19 protein-coding genes and 1 tRNA gene are annotated in these 16,839 nt (G+C 62.0%); 10 read left to right on the top strand and 10 right to left on the bottom strand.

The genetic code is table 11. From position 1 onward, the window contains the following. Window positions 1-96 precede the first annotated feature (96 nt). Window positions 97-612, bottom strand: a complete 516-nt coding sequence (locus MESOP_RS24320; RefSeq protein WP_013895979.1) for an outer membrane protein assembly factor BamE — start codon at window positions 610-612, stop codon at window positions 97-99. Between the two features lie 114 nt (window positions 613-726). Here MESOP_RS24320 and MESOP_RS24315 point away from each other — a divergent pair, with 114 nt between their 5' ends. From MESOP_RS24315 to MESOP_RS24285, 7 genes are all read left to right on the top strand, one after another. Continuing rightward, window positions 727-1,275 (top strand): ubiquinol-cytochrome C chaperone family protein, encoded by a 549-nt coding sequence (locus MESOP_RS24315; protein ID WP_013895978.1) that lies wholly within the window; start codon window positions 727-729, stop codon window positions 1,273-1,275. Beyond that, on the top strand, window positions 1,272-1,820 hold the full coding sequence (locus tag MESOP_RS24310; protein WP_013895977.1) for a YceD family protein: 549 nt from the start codon (window positions 1,272-1,274) through the stop codon (window positions 1,818-1,820). The genes MESOP_RS24315 and MESOP_RS24310 overlap by 4 nt, the downstream gene beginning before the upstream one ends. 113 nt (window positions 1,821-1,933) lie before the next feature. Then, the gene (plsX, locus tag MESOP_RS24305) at window positions 1,934-3,004 is read left to right on the top strand and encodes a phosphate acyltransferase PlsX (RefSeq protein WP_041164288.1); all 1,071 of its coding nucleotides are present in this window, start codon (window positions 1,934-1,936) and stop codon (window positions 3,002-3,004) included. Window positions 3,005-3,013: 9 nt separating this feature from the next. Then, window positions 3,014-3,985 (top strand): beta-ketoacyl-ACP synthase III, encoded by a 972-nt coding sequence (locus tag MESOP_RS24300; protein ID WP_013895975.1) that lies wholly within the window; start codon window positions 3,014-3,016, stop codon window positions 3,983-3,985. Between the two features lie 102 nt (window positions 3,986-4,087). Then, the gene (locus MESOP_RS24295) at window positions 4,088-4,411 is read left to right on the top strand and encodes an integration host factor subunit alpha (protein WP_010915609.1); all 324 of its coding nucleotides are present in this window, start codon (window positions 4,088-4,090) and stop codon (window positions 4,409-4,411) included. A 225-nt stretch (window positions 4,412-4,636) separates the two neighbouring features. Then, entirely contained in the window at window positions 4,637-5,176 is a 540-nt protein-coding gene (locus tag MESOP_RS24290) for a MerR family transcriptional regulator (protein WP_013895974.1), read from the top strand. 87 nt (window positions 5,177-5,263) lie between these two features. Continuing rightward, window positions 5,264-5,566 carry a hypothetical protein gene (locus MESOP_RS24285; RefSeq protein ID WP_013895973.1) on the top strand — a complete coding sequence of 101 codons (303 nt, stop codon included), beginning with the start codon at window positions 5,264-5,266 and terminating at the stop codon, window positions 5,564-5,566. A gap of 215 nt (window positions 5,567-5,781) precedes the next feature. Here the strand turns inward: MESOP_RS24285 and MESOP_RS34000 are convergent, their stop codons facing one another. Further along, entirely contained in the window at window positions 5,782-5,982 is a 201-nt protein-coding gene (locus MESOP_RS34000; protein ID WP_083833291.1) for a hypothetical protein, read from the bottom strand. A gap of 196 nt (window positions 5,983-6,178) precedes the next feature. Next, window positions 6,179-6,793: a hypothetical protein gene (locus MESOP_RS24280; protein WP_013895971.1), complete on the bottom strand. Its 615-nt coding sequence runs from the start codon at window positions 6,791-6,793 to the stop codon at window positions 6,179-6,181. A gap of 313 nt (window positions 6,794-7,106) precedes the next feature. Here MESOP_RS24280 and MESOP_RS24275 point away from each other — a divergent pair, with 313 nt between their 5' ends. Together MESOP_RS24275 and MESOP_RS24270 are read left to right on the top strand one after the other, a co-directional pair. Further along, window positions 7,107-7,391, top strand: a complete 285-nt coding sequence (locus MESOP_RS24275) for a helix-turn-helix domain-containing protein (RefSeq protein ID WP_013895970.1) — start codon at window positions 7,107-7,109, stop codon at window positions 7,389-7,391. Window positions 7,392-7,538: 147 nt separating this feature from the next. Next, window positions 7,539-8,000 (top strand): YbaK/EbsC family protein, encoded by a 462-nt coding sequence (locus tag MESOP_RS24270; RefSeq protein WP_013895969.1) that lies wholly within the window; start codon window positions 7,539-7,541, stop codon window positions 7,998-8,000. Window positions 8,001-8,120: 120 nt separating this feature from the next. Here MESOP_RS24270 and MESOP_RS24265 read toward each other — a convergent pair whose 3' ends face one another. The 7 genes from MESOP_RS24265 to MESOP_RS24235 all read right to left on the bottom strand — a co-directional run bounded on the left by MESOP_RS24265 (window position 8,121) and on the right by MESOP_RS24235 (window position 14,352). Next, window positions 8,121-8,888 (bottom strand): outer membrane protein, encoded by a 768-nt coding sequence (locus MESOP_RS24265; RefSeq protein WP_013895968.1) that lies wholly within the window; start codon window positions 8,886-8,888, stop codon window positions 8,121-8,123. A 250-nt stretch (window positions 8,889-9,138) separates the two neighbouring features. Continuing rightward, a complete protein-coding gene (locus MESOP_RS24260; RefSeq protein ID WP_041164287.1) occupies window positions 9,139-9,480 on the bottom strand; it encodes a hypothetical protein in 342 nt (113 codons plus the stop codon). Between the two features lie 144 nt (window positions 9,481-9,624). Then, a tRNA-Pro gene (locus tag MESOP_RS24255) sits at window positions 9,625-9,701 on the bottom strand. A 57-nt stretch (window positions 9,702-9,758) separates the two neighbouring features. Next, window positions 9,759-11,027 (bottom strand): O-antigen ligase family protein, encoded by a 1,269-nt coding sequence (locus tag MESOP_RS24250; protein WP_013895967.1) that lies wholly within the window; start codon window positions 11,025-11,027, stop codon window positions 9,759-9,761. After that, window positions 11,024-12,559: an undecaprenyl-phosphate glucose phosphotransferase gene (locus MESOP_RS24245; protein ID WP_013895966.1), complete on the bottom strand. Its 1,536-nt coding sequence runs from the start codon at window positions 12,557-12,559 to the stop codon at window positions 11,024-11,026. Before MESOP_RS24245 ends, MESOP_RS24250 begins: the two co-directional genes overlap by 4 nt. Window positions 12,560-12,647: 88 nt before the next feature. After that, a complete protein-coding gene (locus MESOP_RS24240; RefSeq protein ID WP_013895965.1) occupies window positions 12,648-13,778 on the bottom strand; it encodes a glycosyltransferase in 1,131 nt (376 codons plus the stop codon). Window positions 13,779-13,788: 10 nt separating this feature from the next. Next, window positions 13,789-14,352, bottom strand: coding sequence for a polysaccharide biosynthesis/export family protein (locus tag MESOP_RS24235; protein WP_041164984.1), 564 nt, complete (start codon window positions 14,350-14,352; stop codon window positions 13,789-13,791). Window positions 14,353-14,610: 258 nt separating this feature from the next. Between MESOP_RS24235 and MESOP_RS24230 the strand changes: the two genes are divergently transcribed. Next, on the top strand, window positions 14,611-16,839 hold the full coding sequence (locus MESOP_RS24230) for a GumC family protein (RefSeq protein WP_013895963.1): 2,229 nt from the start codon (window positions 14,611-14,613) through the stop codon (window positions 16,837-16,839).

The raw sequence follows: 16,839 nt of genomic DNA, 5'->3' as shown, positions 1-16,839 counted from the left end.
CGTCCCTGACCAAAACAAAAACCCGCAGGATCGCTCCCGCGGGCTTTTGGTCGCCTGAGATGGTGCTGCCCTCCAAGGGAAGGCAGGATCTGAAGATCAGGGAGTGCCGCCGCCGGGAATGCCGGGCGCCAGCTTGCTGGCGCCGTTGATGATCTGGCTGAGGAAGTTCTGGTCCTTGCCGCCGGTCGGCGTGGTGCGCGAGATGAAGTCGAAAATCTTGCCGTCCTTCATCCCGTAATTGGCGATCTGGGTGACGCGGCCGTCATCGCCGAAATAGACCGCCAGCACTTTCTGGTCGATCAGTCTCGGCTTGTCGAAGGCGACATAACGTTTGCGGGTTTGCGAGATGTAATAAAACGCCTCATTGTCGAAAGTGGCCGTGGTCGACGGCGTGCCAAGCGCCAGAAGCACCTGCTCGCGGCTGGACCCGACGGGCACCGAATCGACCGCCTGCTGGTCGTAGACATACCCTTGCGTCAGCGTCTCGCTCGGGCTGAGATCGCCGATCATCTTGCTGGTGTGGCATGCCGACAATGCCGAAACGACAAGCAGCAGCGAGATCGCGCCGGCGGGCCCGGAAGTGAAGGTCGACTTGAAATTCAGCGCGCGCAACAACAATTCTCCATTACATCGCCGCAACTTGCGCTGGGCCGCAAAACCGGTAAACCAGCTTGCTTGCCGTTGCAACAAGGCCAATTCAACAAACGGTCCCCGGAGACCATCCCCATGTTCCAGCGCCTTTTTGGCCGCGAACGCCACGCCAACCGCGCCATCACCGACGCGCTTTACGCACAAATCGTGGCGGCGGCGCGGCAGACTGCATTTTATTCCGATTTGAATGTGCCGGATACGCCACTCGGCCGGTTCGAGATGCTTTCGCTGCACATGTTCCTGTTCCAGCATCGGTTGCGCGGCGAGGATGGCGTGGGCCAAGAGGTCGCGCAGGTGCTGATCGACGAGTTCTTCCTAGACGTCGATCATTCGCTGCGCGAACTGGGCATTGGTGACGTCGGTGTGCCCAAACGCATGAAGAAACTGGCCAAGATGTATTATGGCCGCACCGCAGCCTATGACGATGCGCTGGAGAGAAACGATCACGACGGGCTGACCGCGGCACTTGCCCGCAATATCCAGCCCGATGCCGGCTCGTGGCCGCAGGCATCGCAACTGGCCAACTATGTCGCCGACGCCCGTCGGCAACTGGCCGCGCAGCCGTCCGAATCAATCGTTTCCGGCACGGTGTTTTTTCCGCTCGCAAGCGAGGTTGATCGATGAAACATGCCGATCCGCAAAGCCCGGTTTCCTTCCGCGCAAATGTCGCCCGTCTGCCGCACAAGGGGCTGCCCGTAGTGATCGACGCCGACGCGGCGCAGCGCGCCGCGCTCGCCGAGGAGCACGGGCTGCTGTCCGTCGAAGCCTATCGCGCCGAACTCCTGGTCGTCTCCTGGAAGCGCAATGGCGTGAAGGTCAGCGGCCGTGTCGAGGCCGACATCACCCAGGCCTGCATCGTCACCCTCGAGCCCGTCGAGGCCCATATCGATGAGCCGGTCGAGGCACTGTTGCTGCCCGAGGACTCCAAGCTTGGACGGCAGGGGTTCGAAGGCGGCGGCGAAATACTGCTCGATGCGGACGGGCCCGACAGTCCCGAAACGTTTTCCGGCGACACCATCGATGTCGGGGCTCTCGCCGAACAGTTCTTCGGCCTGGCGATCGACCCCTATCCGCGCAAGTCGGGCGCAGCGCTGGATGCCGCCGGCGATACCGAACCGGAGGAGAATGAATTTCAGCAAAAACTGCGATCCTTGCTGGGAAAATCCTGAAAACCGCGACGGCGACGGAAAAGTCGGTTGTGTGAAAACCCAAAACCGCTATTTTCGCCGAACCTTTGCGGCCACTAAAGCGACCTGCCGCATAACCGTGAGATGAATACCGCGTGATCAGGATTTCCATCGATGCCATGGGCGGCGATCACGGACCAGCCGTGGTCATTCCGGCGCTCATGACGGTCGCGACCCGCCGTCCCGACATCCGTTTCGTCATCTACGGGCGTGAGGAGTTGGTGCGTCCCGAACTGGCCAAATTTCCCAGACTGGCCGAGGTCAGCGAGTTCATCCACTGCGAAATCGCGGTCAGGATGGATGACAAGCCGAGCCAGGCGTTGCGCCATGGCCGCTGGAAGTCATCGATGTGGAAGGCGGTCGAAGCGGTCAAGTCGGGCGCCGCGGACGCCTGCATCTCCGCCGGCAACACCGGTGCGCTGATGGCGATGTCGAAATTCTGCCTGCGCACCATGGCCACCATCGATCGCCCGGCGATCGCGGCATTGTGGCCGACATTGCGCGGCGAAAGCGTGGTTCTGGACGTTGGCGCCACCATCGGCGCCGATGCGCACCAGCTCATTGATTTTGCCATTCTGGGCACCGGCATGGCGCGTTCCGTGTTCGGCATCGCCCGGCCGATGGTTGGCCTGCTCAATGTCGGCGTGGAAGAGATCAAGGGCCAGGAAGAGGTCAAGGAAGCGGGGCGCATGCTGCGCGAGGCCAACATGGCCTCGATGAACTATCATGGCTTCGTCGAAGGCGACGATATCGGCAAGGGTACGGTCGACGTGGTGGTGACGGAAGGCTTCGCCGGCAATATCGCGCTGAAGACGGCGGAGGGCACCGCGCGCCAGATCGCAGGTTATCTGCGCGCCGCCATGAGCCGTACCCTGATGGCCAAGATCGGCTACGTCTTCGCCAAGGGAGCCTTTGATCGCCTGCGCGAAAAGATGGATGTCGGCCGCTCCAATGGCGGCGTTTTCCTGGGCTTGAACGGCATCGTTGTCAAAAGCCATGGCGGTGCTGATTCGGACGGGTTCGCCGCCGCGATCGAACTTGGCTATGACATGGTCCGCAACAATCTGCTCGACCGCATCGAGGCCGACCTGGACCTGTTTCATGCGCGCAACCCGCATGCCCTGACATCTAGGAAATCCGACGTCGTTATCGACGCGAAGGAATAGGAAAGAACTTTGATCAGATCAGTCGTGCGCGGCACCGGTGCCGCGCTGCCCCACCGCATCATGAAGAATGCCGATTTCGAAGGCATGGTCGAAACCTCGGACGAGTGGATCGCCCAGCGCACCGGCATCCGCCAGCGCCATATCGCGGCCGACGACGAGACGACGGCTTCCCTGGGTGAGGCCGCGGCGCGCGCGGCACTGGCCGATGCCGGGCTGACGCCGGACGACATCGACCTGATCGTGCTGGCGACCTCGACGCCCAACAACACATTCCCTGCCACCGCGGTCGACATCCAGAACCGGCTTGGCATGCATCACGGCTTTGCCTTCGATATGCAGGCGGTGTGCTCCGGCTTTGTCTATGCGGTGACGACGGCCGATCTCTACATCCGTGGCGGCCTTGCCAAGCGCGTGCTGGTGATCGGCTCGGAGACTTTTTCGCGCATTCTCGACTGGAGCGATCGCTCGACCTGCGTGCTGTTCGGCGACGGCGCCGGCGCGCTGGTTCTGGAAGCCGGGGAGGGCAGCGGCACGATCGCCGACCGCGGCGTTCTGGCGGCCAGCCTGCGCTCCGACGGGGCGCACAAGGACAAGCTTTTTGTCGACGGCGGCCCATCGACCACGGGAACGGTCGGCCACCTCCGCATGGAAGGCCGCGAAGTCTTCAAGCATGCGGTCGGCATGATCACCGACGTCATCGAGGCGACCTTCTCGGACGCCGGCATCACGGCCGCCGACCTGGATTGGTTCGTGCCGCATCAGGCCAATAAACGAATTATTGACGCTTCCGCCAGGAAGCTCGGGATAGATGACCAAAAAGTGGTGGTTACCGTCGATTTGCACGGTAACACCTCGGCTGCTTCCGTACCGCTGGCGTTGTCGGTGGCCGTTGCCGATGGCCGCATCAAGAAGGGTGACCTCGTGCTCCTGGAAGCGATGGGCGGCGGCTTCACCTGGGGCGCTGTTCTGGTTCGTTGGTAAGTTGCCAAACGGTCCGGTTTCGGTCCTTGACCTTGCCGGATCAATTACTTAGGCTCTGCGGCTGTTGTGCCGATTTTATGTTTGAACTGATGGGACGGTCGCATGGGGGGAAAGACACTTACGCGCGCCGACCTTGCCGAGGCCGTCTACCGAAAGGTCGGTCTGTCGCGGACTGAATCCGCGGAGCTTGTCGAAGCGGTGCTGGATGAAATCTGCGAAGCCATCGTTCGTGGCGAGACGGTAAAATTATCGTCATTCGCGACATTCCATGTCCGCTCCAAGAACGAGCGTATCGGGCGCAATCCCAAGACGGGTGAAGAGGTGCCGATCCTGCCGCGCCGGGTGATGACCTTCAAGTCGTCGAACGTGCTGAAGAACCGCATCCTGCGTTCTCACCAGAACAGCAAGGCCAAGGGCGGCAAGTAGCCTCCCAAGGTGCGTCCATTGTACGGTTGAAAACCGGCCCCGGCATGACACCGGGCTTGAATATTGTTTCACAAACCGCTGAAATAAGGCCCGATTCGGCAGCATGGCCGGATTGGTGTTCTGCGTAAGATCCATTCTGTGCAAACGGAATGAGCTTTCTCTTGGTTGAGCGTGATCCCGTCTGAAGACCGTTCCGGATCACGCTCCAGCGTGAGGATTTCGCCCATGGACAAGAGCCCTGACGCCTTCCGGACCATCAGCGAGGTCGCCGAAGATCTCGACCTGCCACAGCATGTGCTGCGTTTCTGGGAGACGCGCTTCAACCAGATCAAGCCGATGAAGCGTGGCGGCGGCCGCCGCTACTACCGCCCGCAGGACGTCGAATTGATCAAGGGCATCCGTCACATGCTCTACGATCAGGGTTACACGATCAAAGGCGTGCAGAAGCTGCTGCGCGAAAACGGCAATCATTTCCTGGTCGCCATCGGCAATGGCGACATGGCCGCCGTCGAGGCGATCTCGCAACGCAAGCAGGCCGACCAGGTGCCGTTGACGCCGGCGGCGCAGCCACGCGGCGGAGACGATGAGCTGGTTGGCCAACCAAGGGTCAAGCCCAGCCGGCGCTTTTTCGGCCTCGGCAAGGGCGATGAGGAAGGTCCGGTCCAGCCGGACGCGTCGAAACTCTCGCGCGACAACCGCGCGCTGCTGCAGGAGGCGCTGTTCGACCTTCTGGAATGCAAGCGCCTGCTCGACCAGGTGCGCTGACCCGCGCACGAAGGCTCCGGTGCGCAAACCGGAACCCGCCTGCGGGTGAGGCGTTACGTTTCCTTCTGCAAATGAAGGAAGCACGTCATGGCATCGTTCTCGACCCTTTCGGACATTGACCTCGATAGGCAGGTCGCGGCCCTCTCCAGGGAATTGGCGGCGTTGAAAAAGGCCGTCTCCCAACGGAGCGGCGCTTACTACGAAGATGGTCGTGACGCCGCGCTCGACACCTATTCAGATCTGGCCGGACGCCTGCGCGATGCCATGCCGGCGATCCGCAAGCAGGGCAGGGTGATCGAAAAATCGGCCCGTGACCATCCGGCGGCGGCCGCGGCGGTCGGTCTTGTGGTGCTCGGCCTGGTTGCCAGCCTGCTGTTCAGCCGGCGCTGATGCCCGTCCATGCGACCCGAGCGCGAAGTGCGTCGGCATAGAGGCCACGGCAGCTTTGTGGCGCCGCCGCAGGAACGCGGATCGGTCGAACCGCCAGAGCCGCCCGATCTGGCCGGCGAACGCCGGATCGATACGGCCCGCAATCGAGCCTCTTGAATCAGGAGGAGACCAGCCTTGAACAGGGAAGCCAAGGCCGGTCTTCTCATTGGCAATCCTTAGGCCTTGTTGCCCATCTTCTTCATGTGGTGGTGGTGATGATGGTGGTGATGATAGCGATGGTGGTGGCGATGATGATGGTGATGACGATGATGATGCCTTGCCATCGGGGCCGCATCCGCGCTCGTTGCACCGATCACCGGCACCGTGAAAGCAAGCGCGACTGCAAGCCCGAGGGCCGAGAGGAGGGACTTCTTCATGGATCGTTTCCTTCTTTTCGCAGGCAGGTATGAAACGGGCCGACAACCCGACCGCCGCGATGGCGATTACGCTCCTCGATTTTTTCGTCAGTATTTCCCGATTGTAGAATTTTGTTTCTGAACTATTTCCGGGAATCCAGGCTTTTCGCCGTCTTCATCCCGCAGGCCAAAAGCCGCGTTTTGCCGCGGGTTTCCACTACATCGGCGGTACCACGCCTTTGTTTCCCACCACGACGCGGCTGGAGCTCAGCGTGCCGTCAGCCTCGCGCTGCGCGGTGACGAAGACCGTTGCGCCTGGCTTGAGATCGGCCGGCGTGGCCGGAGCGAAGGTCACGACAGGCGTGCTGTCGGGTATCGAGATCTTCTTGGTCTGCCCGTTGTCGTAGGTCAGCGTGACGGCTCGTCCGTTGATGTCGGTGACGTCGGCGACGGTGCCGTTGGTCATGCGGCTGTTCGGCTGCAGGTCCCATGGCCGATCACCCTCGCCGGTGCCCTTCAGGGCCGCCGGAAAGACCACCACTTCCAGCGCGCCGCTGCCGCCATCCGCCTTCGAGACGGAGGCGATGCCGAGGAAGTCGCCCTGCTTGATGTCCTTCATGGAGGCGCTGGCGACGCCTGAAACCTTCCAGCCGGCATTGAGCTTGATCGCCGAGGTCTCACCCTGGCGGGTTTTCACCGTGAGCAGCGATGGCTCGAAACTGACGACCGTGCCGCGCACGCGCAGCGCGTCCGCCGCCTGGGCGGCAGCCACGCCGGCGCCGGAAAGCATGGAAATCGTGCCGAGCACGAGGAGGGATGTCTTGAGCTTCATTTGCGTATGTCCTTCTAGGAAAAGGCTGGCCAGGAAAAGGCTGGCCAGGAAAAGGCTGGCAGGAGCCGATCGGCTTTCATGCCAGCAACGCCAGGACAACGAATGGGCGTGGCCAAAATGCCGAGCAAAAGGCGCTTCGGCGTTCAAAACAACTTGATCGGGACGAGATGGCCGGGACGCCGCGCGCCCCCCTGCTTCACGATAGCGTGACGGTCTTTTTGGGACTTGGCAAATCGCCGCCGAGCGGGCATCTTCCCATCGTCTCAGGCAACATCCCATTTTGATCAAACTCTTTCAGCCAACGGAGTTGCCAATGCCCAAAAATGCAAAAAGCCATGCCCTCTCCGAACCGTTAGCCAATGAGATCGGGCAAGATTACAGTGCCCTCAAGGCCATGCGGGAAACCCGCGGATACAGTTTGGAAGAGCTTTCCCTGACGTGCGGCCTGTCGGTCGACGAAATCGAGGACATCGAGAACGGCAGGGCGGCCGATCCGGCGAAGCTGCGTCGTATTGCGTCCGCGCTTCGGCTTCCTCCGGACACTCTCATTGCTTCGGCAGCCAGCACGCCGGCCGCACAAGGCCGGCCCCTGGCATAAGCCAGTACCAGGCATGCCCGAGAACCCGCCAAGGCCCCTTGGCGGGTTTCTTGCTGATGCCACGGGTTTTGCCACCGGCCGGGCTTGCCGATTTGCAAATCGCACGTGTTTATACGCGCGGCATCCTTGAACCCTGGGGTTTTCGATATGAGCCTGGAATCCGTTCGTGCGTTCTTCGCCGCTCATGCGCCTGACATCGAGGTCATCGTCACGGAAGCGAGTTCGGCGACCGTGACGCTGGCGGCGCAGGCGCATGGCGTGTTGCCGGCGCAGATCGCCAAGACGATCTGCCTTCGCGTCGGCGACCGCACCATGCTGGTCGTGACCAGCGGTATCGCGAGGCTGGACAACCGCAAATTCAAGGACCAGTTCGCCGGCAAGCCGCGCATGCTGGACGCGGAGGAAGTCGTCGCCGCCACGAGCCATCCGGTCGGCGGTGTCTGCCCGTTCGGCCTGCCGGCGCCGCTGCCGGTCTATTGCGACGTGTCGCTGCGCGAGTTCGACGAGGTTGTCCCCGCCGCCGGCGCCACCAACGCGGCGGTGCGGATTACGCCGCGGAGGATGGTCGAGCTTACCGGCGCTGAATGGGTGGATGTCTGCCAGGGATAGGCCGCGACCGGGCAGGGCCGTCGCCCTAATCGACCAATGGCGTCATGAAAACCAGATGCGAATAGGGGAGCTCCTCGCGGGCTCCCCGTGACGCTTAGATGCTGAAGCCCAAACGGCTAATTACTGACCCATTCCGAACTTGTAGGTTAGCCTGGCCATCACGGCATCGACCTTTGCCTCGGTGCGATACGTCTCAGGATTGTCACCGAGGTGCCCGTCATCGTAAACGTTGTCGCCCGTGCTCGTCTTATGACCGAGGTCAATGTGGGTGTAGTCCACGCCCAGCGAGAGGTTGTTCGTAAGAGCATAGTCGATGCCGGCGCCGAGCGCATAGCCGTTCTGCCACTCATTCTTCTCGTAGGACACGAGAGCGTCATTGTCTCGGGCGCGGAAATCCACCTTGCCGCCGGCATAGCCCGCCTTCGCGTAAATCAGCACGCGATCGAAGGCGTAGCCGACACGGCCAACGATCGTGGCATAATTCGAGATCTTGCCGGTCTCGGTGTCACTGTCCGGGTAATAGGGACTGGTGATGGTTTTGCGGATGCCCGTTGCAGTCCAGGTCGCCTCGCCGCCCAGAACGAATTGCCCCCACTGCCATTGCGCGCCCGCATGGATACCCCCGGCTACGCCCGCTTTGTTGAAGTCAAAGCCCTCTGTTCCGGCCGGAACGAGCTCGGTGAAAAAGCCGCCGTTTGGCTCGGTCATGTCCGTCGCCGTGATATCACCATCGGCAACGCCGATATGGCCGCCGACATAGAAACCGCTCCAGTCATAGGCCGACCCCGCAACCGGGGCCACCACGTCCGCTGCTGAGGCAGTGCTTGCCGACAGGGCGGCAACAGCGAAAACTGCTAAGAATTTATTCACGTATTTCTCCCAGCCCAAGTAATTCCCCCGTCCATGACAATAGCCGGGGCGGTGTAAAAAGTATGTGACCTTTTTGCAACTAGCTGTATTTTGCCTTGGCCCAATCTTCCATCGATCACTGTGCCTACACTGACCTGACACTTCCAGGCGCAAATCGAGCCCAGTAAAGGGCTTGTAGAGCGCTCGGCCCCGAAATCCGTATATCAGTCAACGGACAGATCTTCACTGGTAGAGCGATTCCTTGAGGAAGACGTTAGGTGTGCGGTTTTCATTCGGGCATGAAAAAGCCCGCACCCCAAAGCCGAGGCGCTTTTCCCGCCGGAAAAGACAAAACGAAGGGGCTTGCGTCGCATGCATTGCCACCCGGGCTCGAGTCGCCGCCAATGATTGGCGTGCCGTTTACGACGGCGATTTCGTCGAAACTGACATACTCGTTTGCGTGTATGACTTTTCCATCGACTGATAGCTGATCCTGAGTTTGACCAACCTTGTTCTTCAGTATCGAAATGTCATGTCCGAACGCACGGAGTTCCCCGCCAGAGGCCGGCTGCAGTTCGATGCACCATAGAATATGCACGCCAGAGTAGCGCGACAGATCACCATCTCGCATTCCCCTTACATACCCGTCGATAGTCGCAGGAAACGCTCGGAAATCAATGAAAGAGCCCAAAGCAGCTCTGTTACTCCATCAGTCATCCTGCGCAGTACGCCGGAACTGAGAGTAGGACTTTTGGGGCAAGTCCTTGTTCTAAAATGGTCGGAGTGGCCGGATTCGAACCGACGACCCCTTGACCCCCAGTCAAGTGCGCTACCGGGCTGCGCTACACTCCGGACCGGTCGCGATGTATCGTGATAACCCCGCTCGGGTCAACCGAAATTCGGCGTTTATTATGTTGCCGCGATCGCAGGTGTCGATGAGCCGCGCAATACCGGCCGCAACAGCCGCTGATGGCGGTATTCGAGCGCGATGGCGCCCCAGATCAGGCCTAGCAGCAGGTACATGTGGCGCCAGTGGTCGATGTCGATGAAGGTGCCAAGCCCGACATTGCCGATGAAGGCGACGTAGGAGCACAAGAGATAGGGTTGCCACGGCCGGTCGCGCAGCAGGATGCGGAACCCGGCTGCGATTGTCCACAGGACGAGCGTCAGGAACGACACGAAACCGATCCAGCCATAGTCCATCAGCATCTTCAGCCAGATGTCGTGCGTGTCCTCGCCGAAAATCGTGCCGAAGACCAGCGGCCCGATGCCGAACGGATGCTCCATCGCCATCTGGAAACCGATCGTGTAGCGGGCGAAGCGGCCGAGGCGGGCGGTGTCGTAGCTCTGTTCGAGATGTGCACGGTTGGAGAACATTTCCGACACCCCGGGCAGCTGCAGGATGACAATGATGGCGATCGTCAGCAGCGACAGCGCGGCGACGGTCATGATCACCACGCGCAGCCGGAACATGCCGCTGGCGCTCTGCAGGAACAGACAGCCGGTGAGCAGCACCGCCGAAACCGCGAACATGCCCCAGGCGCCGCGCGAGAACGAGAAGAAGATGCCGGCGGTGATGATCAGCAGCGGTACCGCCAGCAGCGGCATGCGCGAAACCGAACCGGTCAGGATCAAATAGAGCAGGTAGATGCCGGGCAGCACCAGGAACGGCCCGAATACGTTCGGGTCCTGGAAGGCGCCGGCGGCACGGTCGTATTTGGTGAACATCTCGGCGCCGGGGAAGGCGTGGAAATAGCCTGCTATGCCGAGCAGCGAAGTCATCACGGCCGAGATCACATAGGCAATGAAGATCAGCCGGTAGAGGCCTGGCTGCGTGGCTGTAACCGAGGCGAAGAACACGGCGCTGAAGGCGAGGAACAGCGACACGGCAAGGTAGAGCGGCGTGTTGGCGAGATCCGCCATCTGCGTCATCGAAATCATGCCGCCGATGTTCATCGTCACCAGCAGCACCAGCAGCGGCAGCGCCGCACGGGAGATCCTCATGCCGAAAAGAGCCCAGATGGCGATCAGCCCGGCCATGTAGAGTTCATAGGGCGCCGGTTCGCTTATGACGAAACCGGACAGCAGGATGCCCAGCACGACCGCCCCCGAAGAGATCATCGCGATCAGCTTGGCGTTGACGGCGGCCTGCGGCAGCTCAAAGGAGGTCGCGCTCAATAGGCGTTTTCCGTGTTGAGCAGGCGGATCGGTGTCAGGAACAGGATTCTGAGATCGAACAGCAGCGACCAGTTCTCGATGTAATAAAGGTCGTATTCGGTCCGCATGCGGATCTTCTCGTTGGTATCCATCTCGCCGCGCCAGCCATTGATCTGCGCCCAGCCGGTGACGCCGGGCTTGACCTTGTGGCGGGCGAAATAGCCGTCGACCACTTCATTGTAGAGAAGGTTGTGCGACTGCGCGGCGATCGCATGCGGGCGCGGACCGACCAGCGACAGCGAACCCAAAAGCGAGTTGAAGAACTGCGGCAATTCGTCGATCGAGGTCTTGCGGATGAAGCGGCCGACACGGGTGACGCGCGGATCGTTGCGGGTCACCGTCTGCTTGGCGGTCGGGTCCGAACGGTCCGTGTACATCGAGCGGAACTTGTAGACCTCGATGATCTCGTTGTTGAAACCATGCCGCTTCTGGCGAAACAGCACCGGCCCCTTGCTGTCGAGCTTGATGGCGATGGCGGTGGCCAGCATCACCGGCGAGAACACGACGATGCCGATCAGGCTGAAGATGATGTCGAAGGCGCGCTTGGCGACCGAATCCCAGTCGTTGATCGGCTTGTCGAAGATGTCGAGCATCGGCACCGAGCCGATGTAGGAATAGGCGCGCGGGCGAAATTGCAGCGCGTTGGAATGCGCGGACAGGCGGATATCGACCGGCAGCACCCACAGTTTCTTCAAAAGCTGCAGCACGCGCGATTCGGCGGTCAGCGGCAGCGACACGATCAGCATGTCGATGCGCGCGATGCGGGCGAATTCGATCAGCTCGGAAATGGTGCCGAGCTTGGGATAGCCGGCGACAAGCGGCGGCGAGCGCTTGTCGTTGCGGTCATCGAAGATGCCGCAGATGCGGATGTCGTTGTAGGGCTGCTTCTCGACCGAGCGGATCAGGACTTCCGCCGCCTTGCCGCCACCGACGATGACGGCGCGCCGCTCCATGCGGCCATCGCGTGCCCAGCGTCGGATCAGCCTCGACATCACCAGCCTGAGACTGAAGAGGCAGACGAAGCCGACGACGAACCACGTGCCGAACAGCAGGCGCGAATAGTCCTGCGACATCTTCATGGCGAAGGCCGTCAAGGCCATCAGCGCGAAGGCGCCGGCCCAGACCAGCAGGATGCGGCCGAAATTGGCGATAGGCCGCATCAGGGACACGACCTGGTAGCAGTCGGTGACGTCGAGCAGCACCACGGCCAGGAATGACGCGGCGCCGATCGTCAGCGGATATTGCCAGGCGAGATAGTTGAAGAACCCGACATAGTGGAAATAGACGCAGAGGCCCGAAACCAGAAGCACCCCGAATTCGACCATGCGCAGGACACCGCTGACCATGATCGGCGACATCGTGTCCCGCCGGTACTGCGAGGCGACCTGCCGGGCAACGTCGTTCATGCCGCCGGGCGCAATGCCCTCGGCCGGAGTGTCGAGTTTACGCACTGCTTCTGGTGAAAAGCGGCGCGCGGGATCGATCTCATTCATGGAACAGTCCGCAAGCTTCCCCAGGGTGATTAGCAAAAGAGAGCTAAGAAACCCTTGAAACAACGCGTGGCTTTGGAAGGGCCTGGGGCTATCTGTCGAGCGCGGCGAAGTAGGCCTTCTCGATTTCGGCGGCCATGACGTCGGCGCCGAAGCGCGCCCTGAGGCTGGCATCGTCGGGCATCAGCTTGCTGTAGGCGGCGAGATCGGTCAGCGCCTGGCTCATCTTGTCGGCGAGTTCGGTCGGGTCGGGTCGGATCAGGGCAGGGGAGTTTGAACCGAAAATCTCCGGTATGCCGCCGACGGAGGTCGCGATCATGGGTCTTGCCGCGGCAAGCGTTTCCAGCACGATGTATGGCATGGCTTCGGCGCGCGAGGGAACCACGACGAGCGCCGCCAGCCCAAACGCCTCCCGGGCCGGCATCGGCGGCAGGAAACGGACGTGGCCTTCAAGACCGAGACGCTTCACCTGTGCTTGGTAGCGCGGCAGGTCGTCGCCGTCGCCCACCATCACCGCGCTCAGTGCGCGGCCGAGCCGGGGCCCGGCGAGGGCCAGGGCATCGATGAAGATGTCGGGTCCCTTGAGGTCCCGCATCATGCCGATATAGAGCAGGTCCGCCGCGTCGGCGCTGGGGACAACCGGCTCGAATTCGGTGGCGCGAAGTCCATTGTAGGCCAGCGTGTTCGGGATCGGCGGCTCGCCGACCTTCCTGCGATAGGTCAGCCGCTCGTAGTCGGAGACGAACAACAGGCAATCGGTGAAGCGCGCCATGATGCGCTCGAGCGCGAAGAACAGCTTTCCGGTGACGGTGCTCTCGTCATAGTGGAGAGAGCCGCCATGCGGCGAATAAAGGCGGGCTACGCGAGACCTTGATACCCGCAACAATGAGCCGAACAGACGGGCATAGGCACCACCCTTGGCGCCATGCCCGTGCAGAACGTTCGGCTGCAATTCCTTGATGATCCTGTAGGTGCGCCGGGCCGAGGCGAGGTCGCCCAGGCCGACATGGCGCTGCATTGGCGTGCGATGGATGCCGAGCGCCAGCACGTCCTTCATCTGCTCGAACAGGCGCTCCTCGAATTCGCCGCCCGTCGTCGAATCGCAGACGATGCCGACCGCATGACCGGCGGCGACCTGGGCTTCGGTCAGGTCGCGCACATGCCGGAAAATTCCTCCGACGGGTGAACGAAAGCAGTGGACGATCCTGAGCTTGTCCGCCACGTGGTGCCGGTCAGAACAGGCGTTCGCGGACGTAGACGGTATCTCCGGGCAGCAGTGGATCCGAGGTGACCACGCGGCCGGTCATCACCTTGCCATTGATGTCGCGGGTGACGTCGACGCTCTCCTGGTTGGCGCGCGGTGTGAAGCCTCCGGCAATGGCGATGGCCTTCTGCACCGTCAGGCCGGGCACATAGGAATACTGGCCGGCGGCGCCCACCTCGCCCATGACGAAGATCGGCCGGTAGCGATCGATCTCGACGGAGACATCGGGATCGCGAAGGTAGCCTTGCCGCAACTTGTCGGCGATCTCCTTTTCCATCTGCTGTGCGGTGTGGCCACGGGCGGGTATGGCGCCGACAAGCGGGAAAGAGAGATAGCCGGACTGGTCGACGCTGTAGGTGTTGGTCAGCCCGTCCTGTTCGAACACCGTGACGCGGACGCGGTCGCCGGCGCCGAGACGATAGGGTTGGTCGAGGACCTCGTGGAAGGCTGCCGGTGTCGGCCGGTAGCTGGAGCAGCCGGCAAGCATCGATACGGCAAGCAGCGCGCGAAAGAGGGAAGCAGTGCTTTTCATGACCGGACACGTACCTTCGACTGGCCGCTGCGGCGTCGCAGCAAACATCTGATATCAAGGCTCGTTATCATCCTGTTAGGGTTAATGGCCGGTAAAGGAGCCGGCCGATACCGTCCGCGCCGGCAAGGATTTTGGTATTTTATCGTTTTTTTCTTGCCGCTCGCCAGCAAGTCCTAACGAGAGCTTACCTTGGTCTTAACGGCTGAGTTACCATAGTTGTTTACGGTGCATCCTGACCCAGTTTCGGAGTAGGGATGCATGTCCGTTCAGTCCGCGGCCGCAGATGTCGATGTTGACCTCAAGCAGCTCTTCGCCAGCCTGGCGAGGCGTTGGCTGCGCACAGTGCTTGTCGTTCTGGTGGTGACGGGGCTGGCCTTCGCTTTGGCGTCGCTGGCAACCCGGCACTATAAGGCGGAGACGCAGGTGGAGATCGTGCCGCGCGAATCCGTATACACGCGGCCGGCCAGCAACAACAGCGACACCGACAAGCCGATTCTCGATGAACAGGGCGTCGCCACGCAGGTCCAGATCATTTCCTCCAACGAAATCCTCAAGCAGGTGGCGCAGAAGCTTGGCCTGGAGAAACTGCCCGAGTTCAACGATGCGCTCGACATGTCGCCGCTGAGCCGCCTTTTGGTCCTGGTCGGACTGAAAAGCGATCCGATGGAAATTCCGACGGAAGAGCGCGTGCTCAAGAAAATGCACGAGAAGCTCAACGTCTATGGCGTCGAGAAGACCCGTATCATCGCCATCGAGTTCTCATCGGAAGATCCAAAGCTCGCGGCCGCCATACCCGACGACATTGCTGCCGCCTATATTGCCGGCCAAGGCGCGGCAAAGCTCGAATCGAACAACGCCGCCGCCGACTTCCTGGCGCCGGAGATCGCCGACCTGCAGCGGCAAGTCAAGGATGCCGAGGCGAAGGTCGCGGCCTATCGCGCGCAGTCCGATCTTTTGATGGGCGGCAACAATTCGGTGCTCGCCACCCAGCAGCTTTCGGAATTGTCGAGCGAACTGTCGAAAGTGCGCGCCAATCGCGCCGCGGCCGAAGCGACAGCCGACGGTGTACGCAAAGCGCTGCAGAATGGCGGCTCGCTGGACGCGGTGCCGGAAGTTCTGTCATCCAACCTGATCCAGCGTCTGCGCGAGCGTCAGGTCGAACTGCGCACCAACATCGCCGATCTGTCGACGACGCTGCTCGACAATCATCCGCGCATTCGCGCACTGAAATCGCAGCTGTCCGATCTCGACGCACAGATCCGCAGCGAGGCGCAGAAGGTGATGAAGGGCCTGTTGATGCAGGCCGAGACCGCCAAGGCCCGCGAGAGCCAGCTTGTCGCCGACGTCAACACGTTGAAGGCGGCGTCGGCCCAGGCCGGCGAACAGCAGGTCGATCTCGACGCATTGCAGCGCGATGCGGCGGCCAAGCGCCAGCAACTCGAACTTTATCTGACCAATTACCGCGAAGCGGCTTCGCGCCAGGATCGCAAATATCTGCCGGTCGACGCCAGGATCGTCTCGAAGGCCTCGGTGCCTTCGGAAGCCTATTTCCCCAAGATCGGGCCGATCGTCGGCGCTGCCTTCGCGGCCTCGCTGCTGCTGATGGCGGTGCTCACGCTGTTGCAGGAACTCTTTTCGGGCCGCGCCATGCGCCCGGCCAGTGGCGCCCGTTTCGAGCCGATCGATGAGGTGGCGATGCCGGCGACGGCTCGCTCCGAGCCATCCGGCCGCCTGGAACCGCTAATCCCCAGCGAGCCCGCCAACCGTGCCGCCGAGACACCATGGCCTCCCGAAACGATCTCGGATCCGGAGGCGCGGCCAACTGCCGAGCCTGTCGCCGAATCCGAGCCCGAAGCCGAGCCCGTCACGGAGGTTCGGCGGCCACGATCGGTGCTCGGCGAGATCGACATCGAGAAGGCGGCTGAAAAGCTGATCGCGAGCGGAGCCGCGCGCGCCATATTCGTTTCGCCCGAAGGCGACGAGGCCGCCGCATCGGCGATCCTGGTGGCGCGCGAGGTTTCCGACGCCGGCTTGCGCGTCCTGCTGCTCGACCTTACCGCCTCGGGCGCCGCCTCGCGGCCGATGCTGGACAGCGGGCTTTTCCCCGGCATCACCGATCTGCTGGCTTCGCAGGCGCAGTTCAGCGACGTGATCCATGCCGATCTCTATTCCGACTGCCACGTCATTCCCGTCGGCACCGCCGATCCGGTCCGCGCCATGCGCGCCGCCGACAGGCTGCCGATCATCATGCAGTCGCTGACCACGGCCTACGATCTGGTGGTGGTCGAATGCGGACCGGCCGACGCACAAGGCATCAGCCGTCTGGGCGGCGATGCCACCGAGGTGTTCCTGTCCATGCTGGAGCCGGACGACGAGGTAGCGCAGGCCGCGGTCAAGCTGATCGAGAACGGCTACCCGGACGTGACGCTGGTGACGCCGCTTGGTCACGAACCGCCGGGCACCCCGGGACGCCGTTCCGCCGCCTGA

Source organism: Mesorhizobium opportunistum WSM2075, from assembly GCF_000176035.2.
GTDB lineage: Bacteria > Pseudomonadota > Alphaproteobacteria > Rhizobiales > Rhizobiaceae > Mesorhizobium > Mesorhizobium opportunistum.
Note: the sequence above shows the minus strand (reverse complement) of the source record. Positions and strands in the feature narration are given on the sequence as shown.

Bases quoted from the DNA above. Each gene is read 5' to 3' on its own strand.
- MESOP_RS24285 (WP_013895973.1), top strand. From the start codon at position 5,264: ATGGCATCGTTCTCGACCCTTTCGGACATTGACCTCGATAGGCAGGTC.
- MESOP_RS24230 (WP_013895963.1), top strand. From the start codon at position 14,611: ATGTCCGTTCAGTCCGCGGCCGCAGATGTCGATGTTGACCTCAAGCAG.
- MESOP_RS24245 (WP_013895966.1), bottom strand. From the start codon at position 12,559: ATGAATGAGATCGATCCCGCGCGCCGCTTTTCACCAGAAGCAGTGCGT.
- MESOP_RS24280 (WP_013895971.1), bottom strand. From the start codon at position 6,793: ATGAAGCTCAAGACATCCCTCCTCGTGCTCGGCACGATTTCCATGCTT.
- MESOP_RS34000 (WP_083833291.1), bottom strand. From the start codon at position 5,982: ATGAAGAAGTCCCTCCTCTCGGCCCTCGGGCTTGCAGTCGCGCTTGCT.
- MESOP_RS24275 (WP_013895970.1), top strand. From the start codon at position 7,107: ATGCCCAAAAATGCAAAAAGCCATGCCCTCTCCGAACCGTTAGCCAAT.
- MESOP_RS24310 (WP_013895977.1), top strand. From the start codon at position 1,272: ATGAAACATGCCGATCCGCAAAGCCCGGTTTCCTTCCGCGCAAATGTC.
- MESOP_RS24295 (WP_010915609.1), top strand. From the start codon at position 4,088: ATGGGGGGAAAGACACTTACGCGCGCCGACCTTGCCGAGGCCGTCTAC.
- MESOP_RS24290 (WP_013895974.1), top strand. From the start codon at position 4,637: ATGGACAAGAGCCCTGACGCCTTCCGGACCATCAGCGAGGTCGCCGAA.
- MESOP_RS24270 (WP_013895969.1), top strand. From the start codon at position 7,539: ATGAGCCTGGAATCCGTTCGTGCGTTCTTCGCCGCTCATGCGCCTGAC.
- MESOP_RS24315 (WP_013895978.1), top strand. From the start codon at position 727: ATGTTCCAGCGCCTTTTTGGCCGCGAACGCCACGCCAACCGCGCCATC.
- MESOP_RS24260 (WP_041164287.1), bottom strand. From the start codon at position 9,480: ATGCGAGATGGTGATCTGTCGCGCTACTCTGGCGTGCATATTCTATGG.
- MESOP_RS24235 (WP_041164984.1), bottom strand. From the start codon at position 14,352: ATGAAAAGCACTGCTTCCCTCTTTCGCGCGCTGCTTGCCGTATCGATG.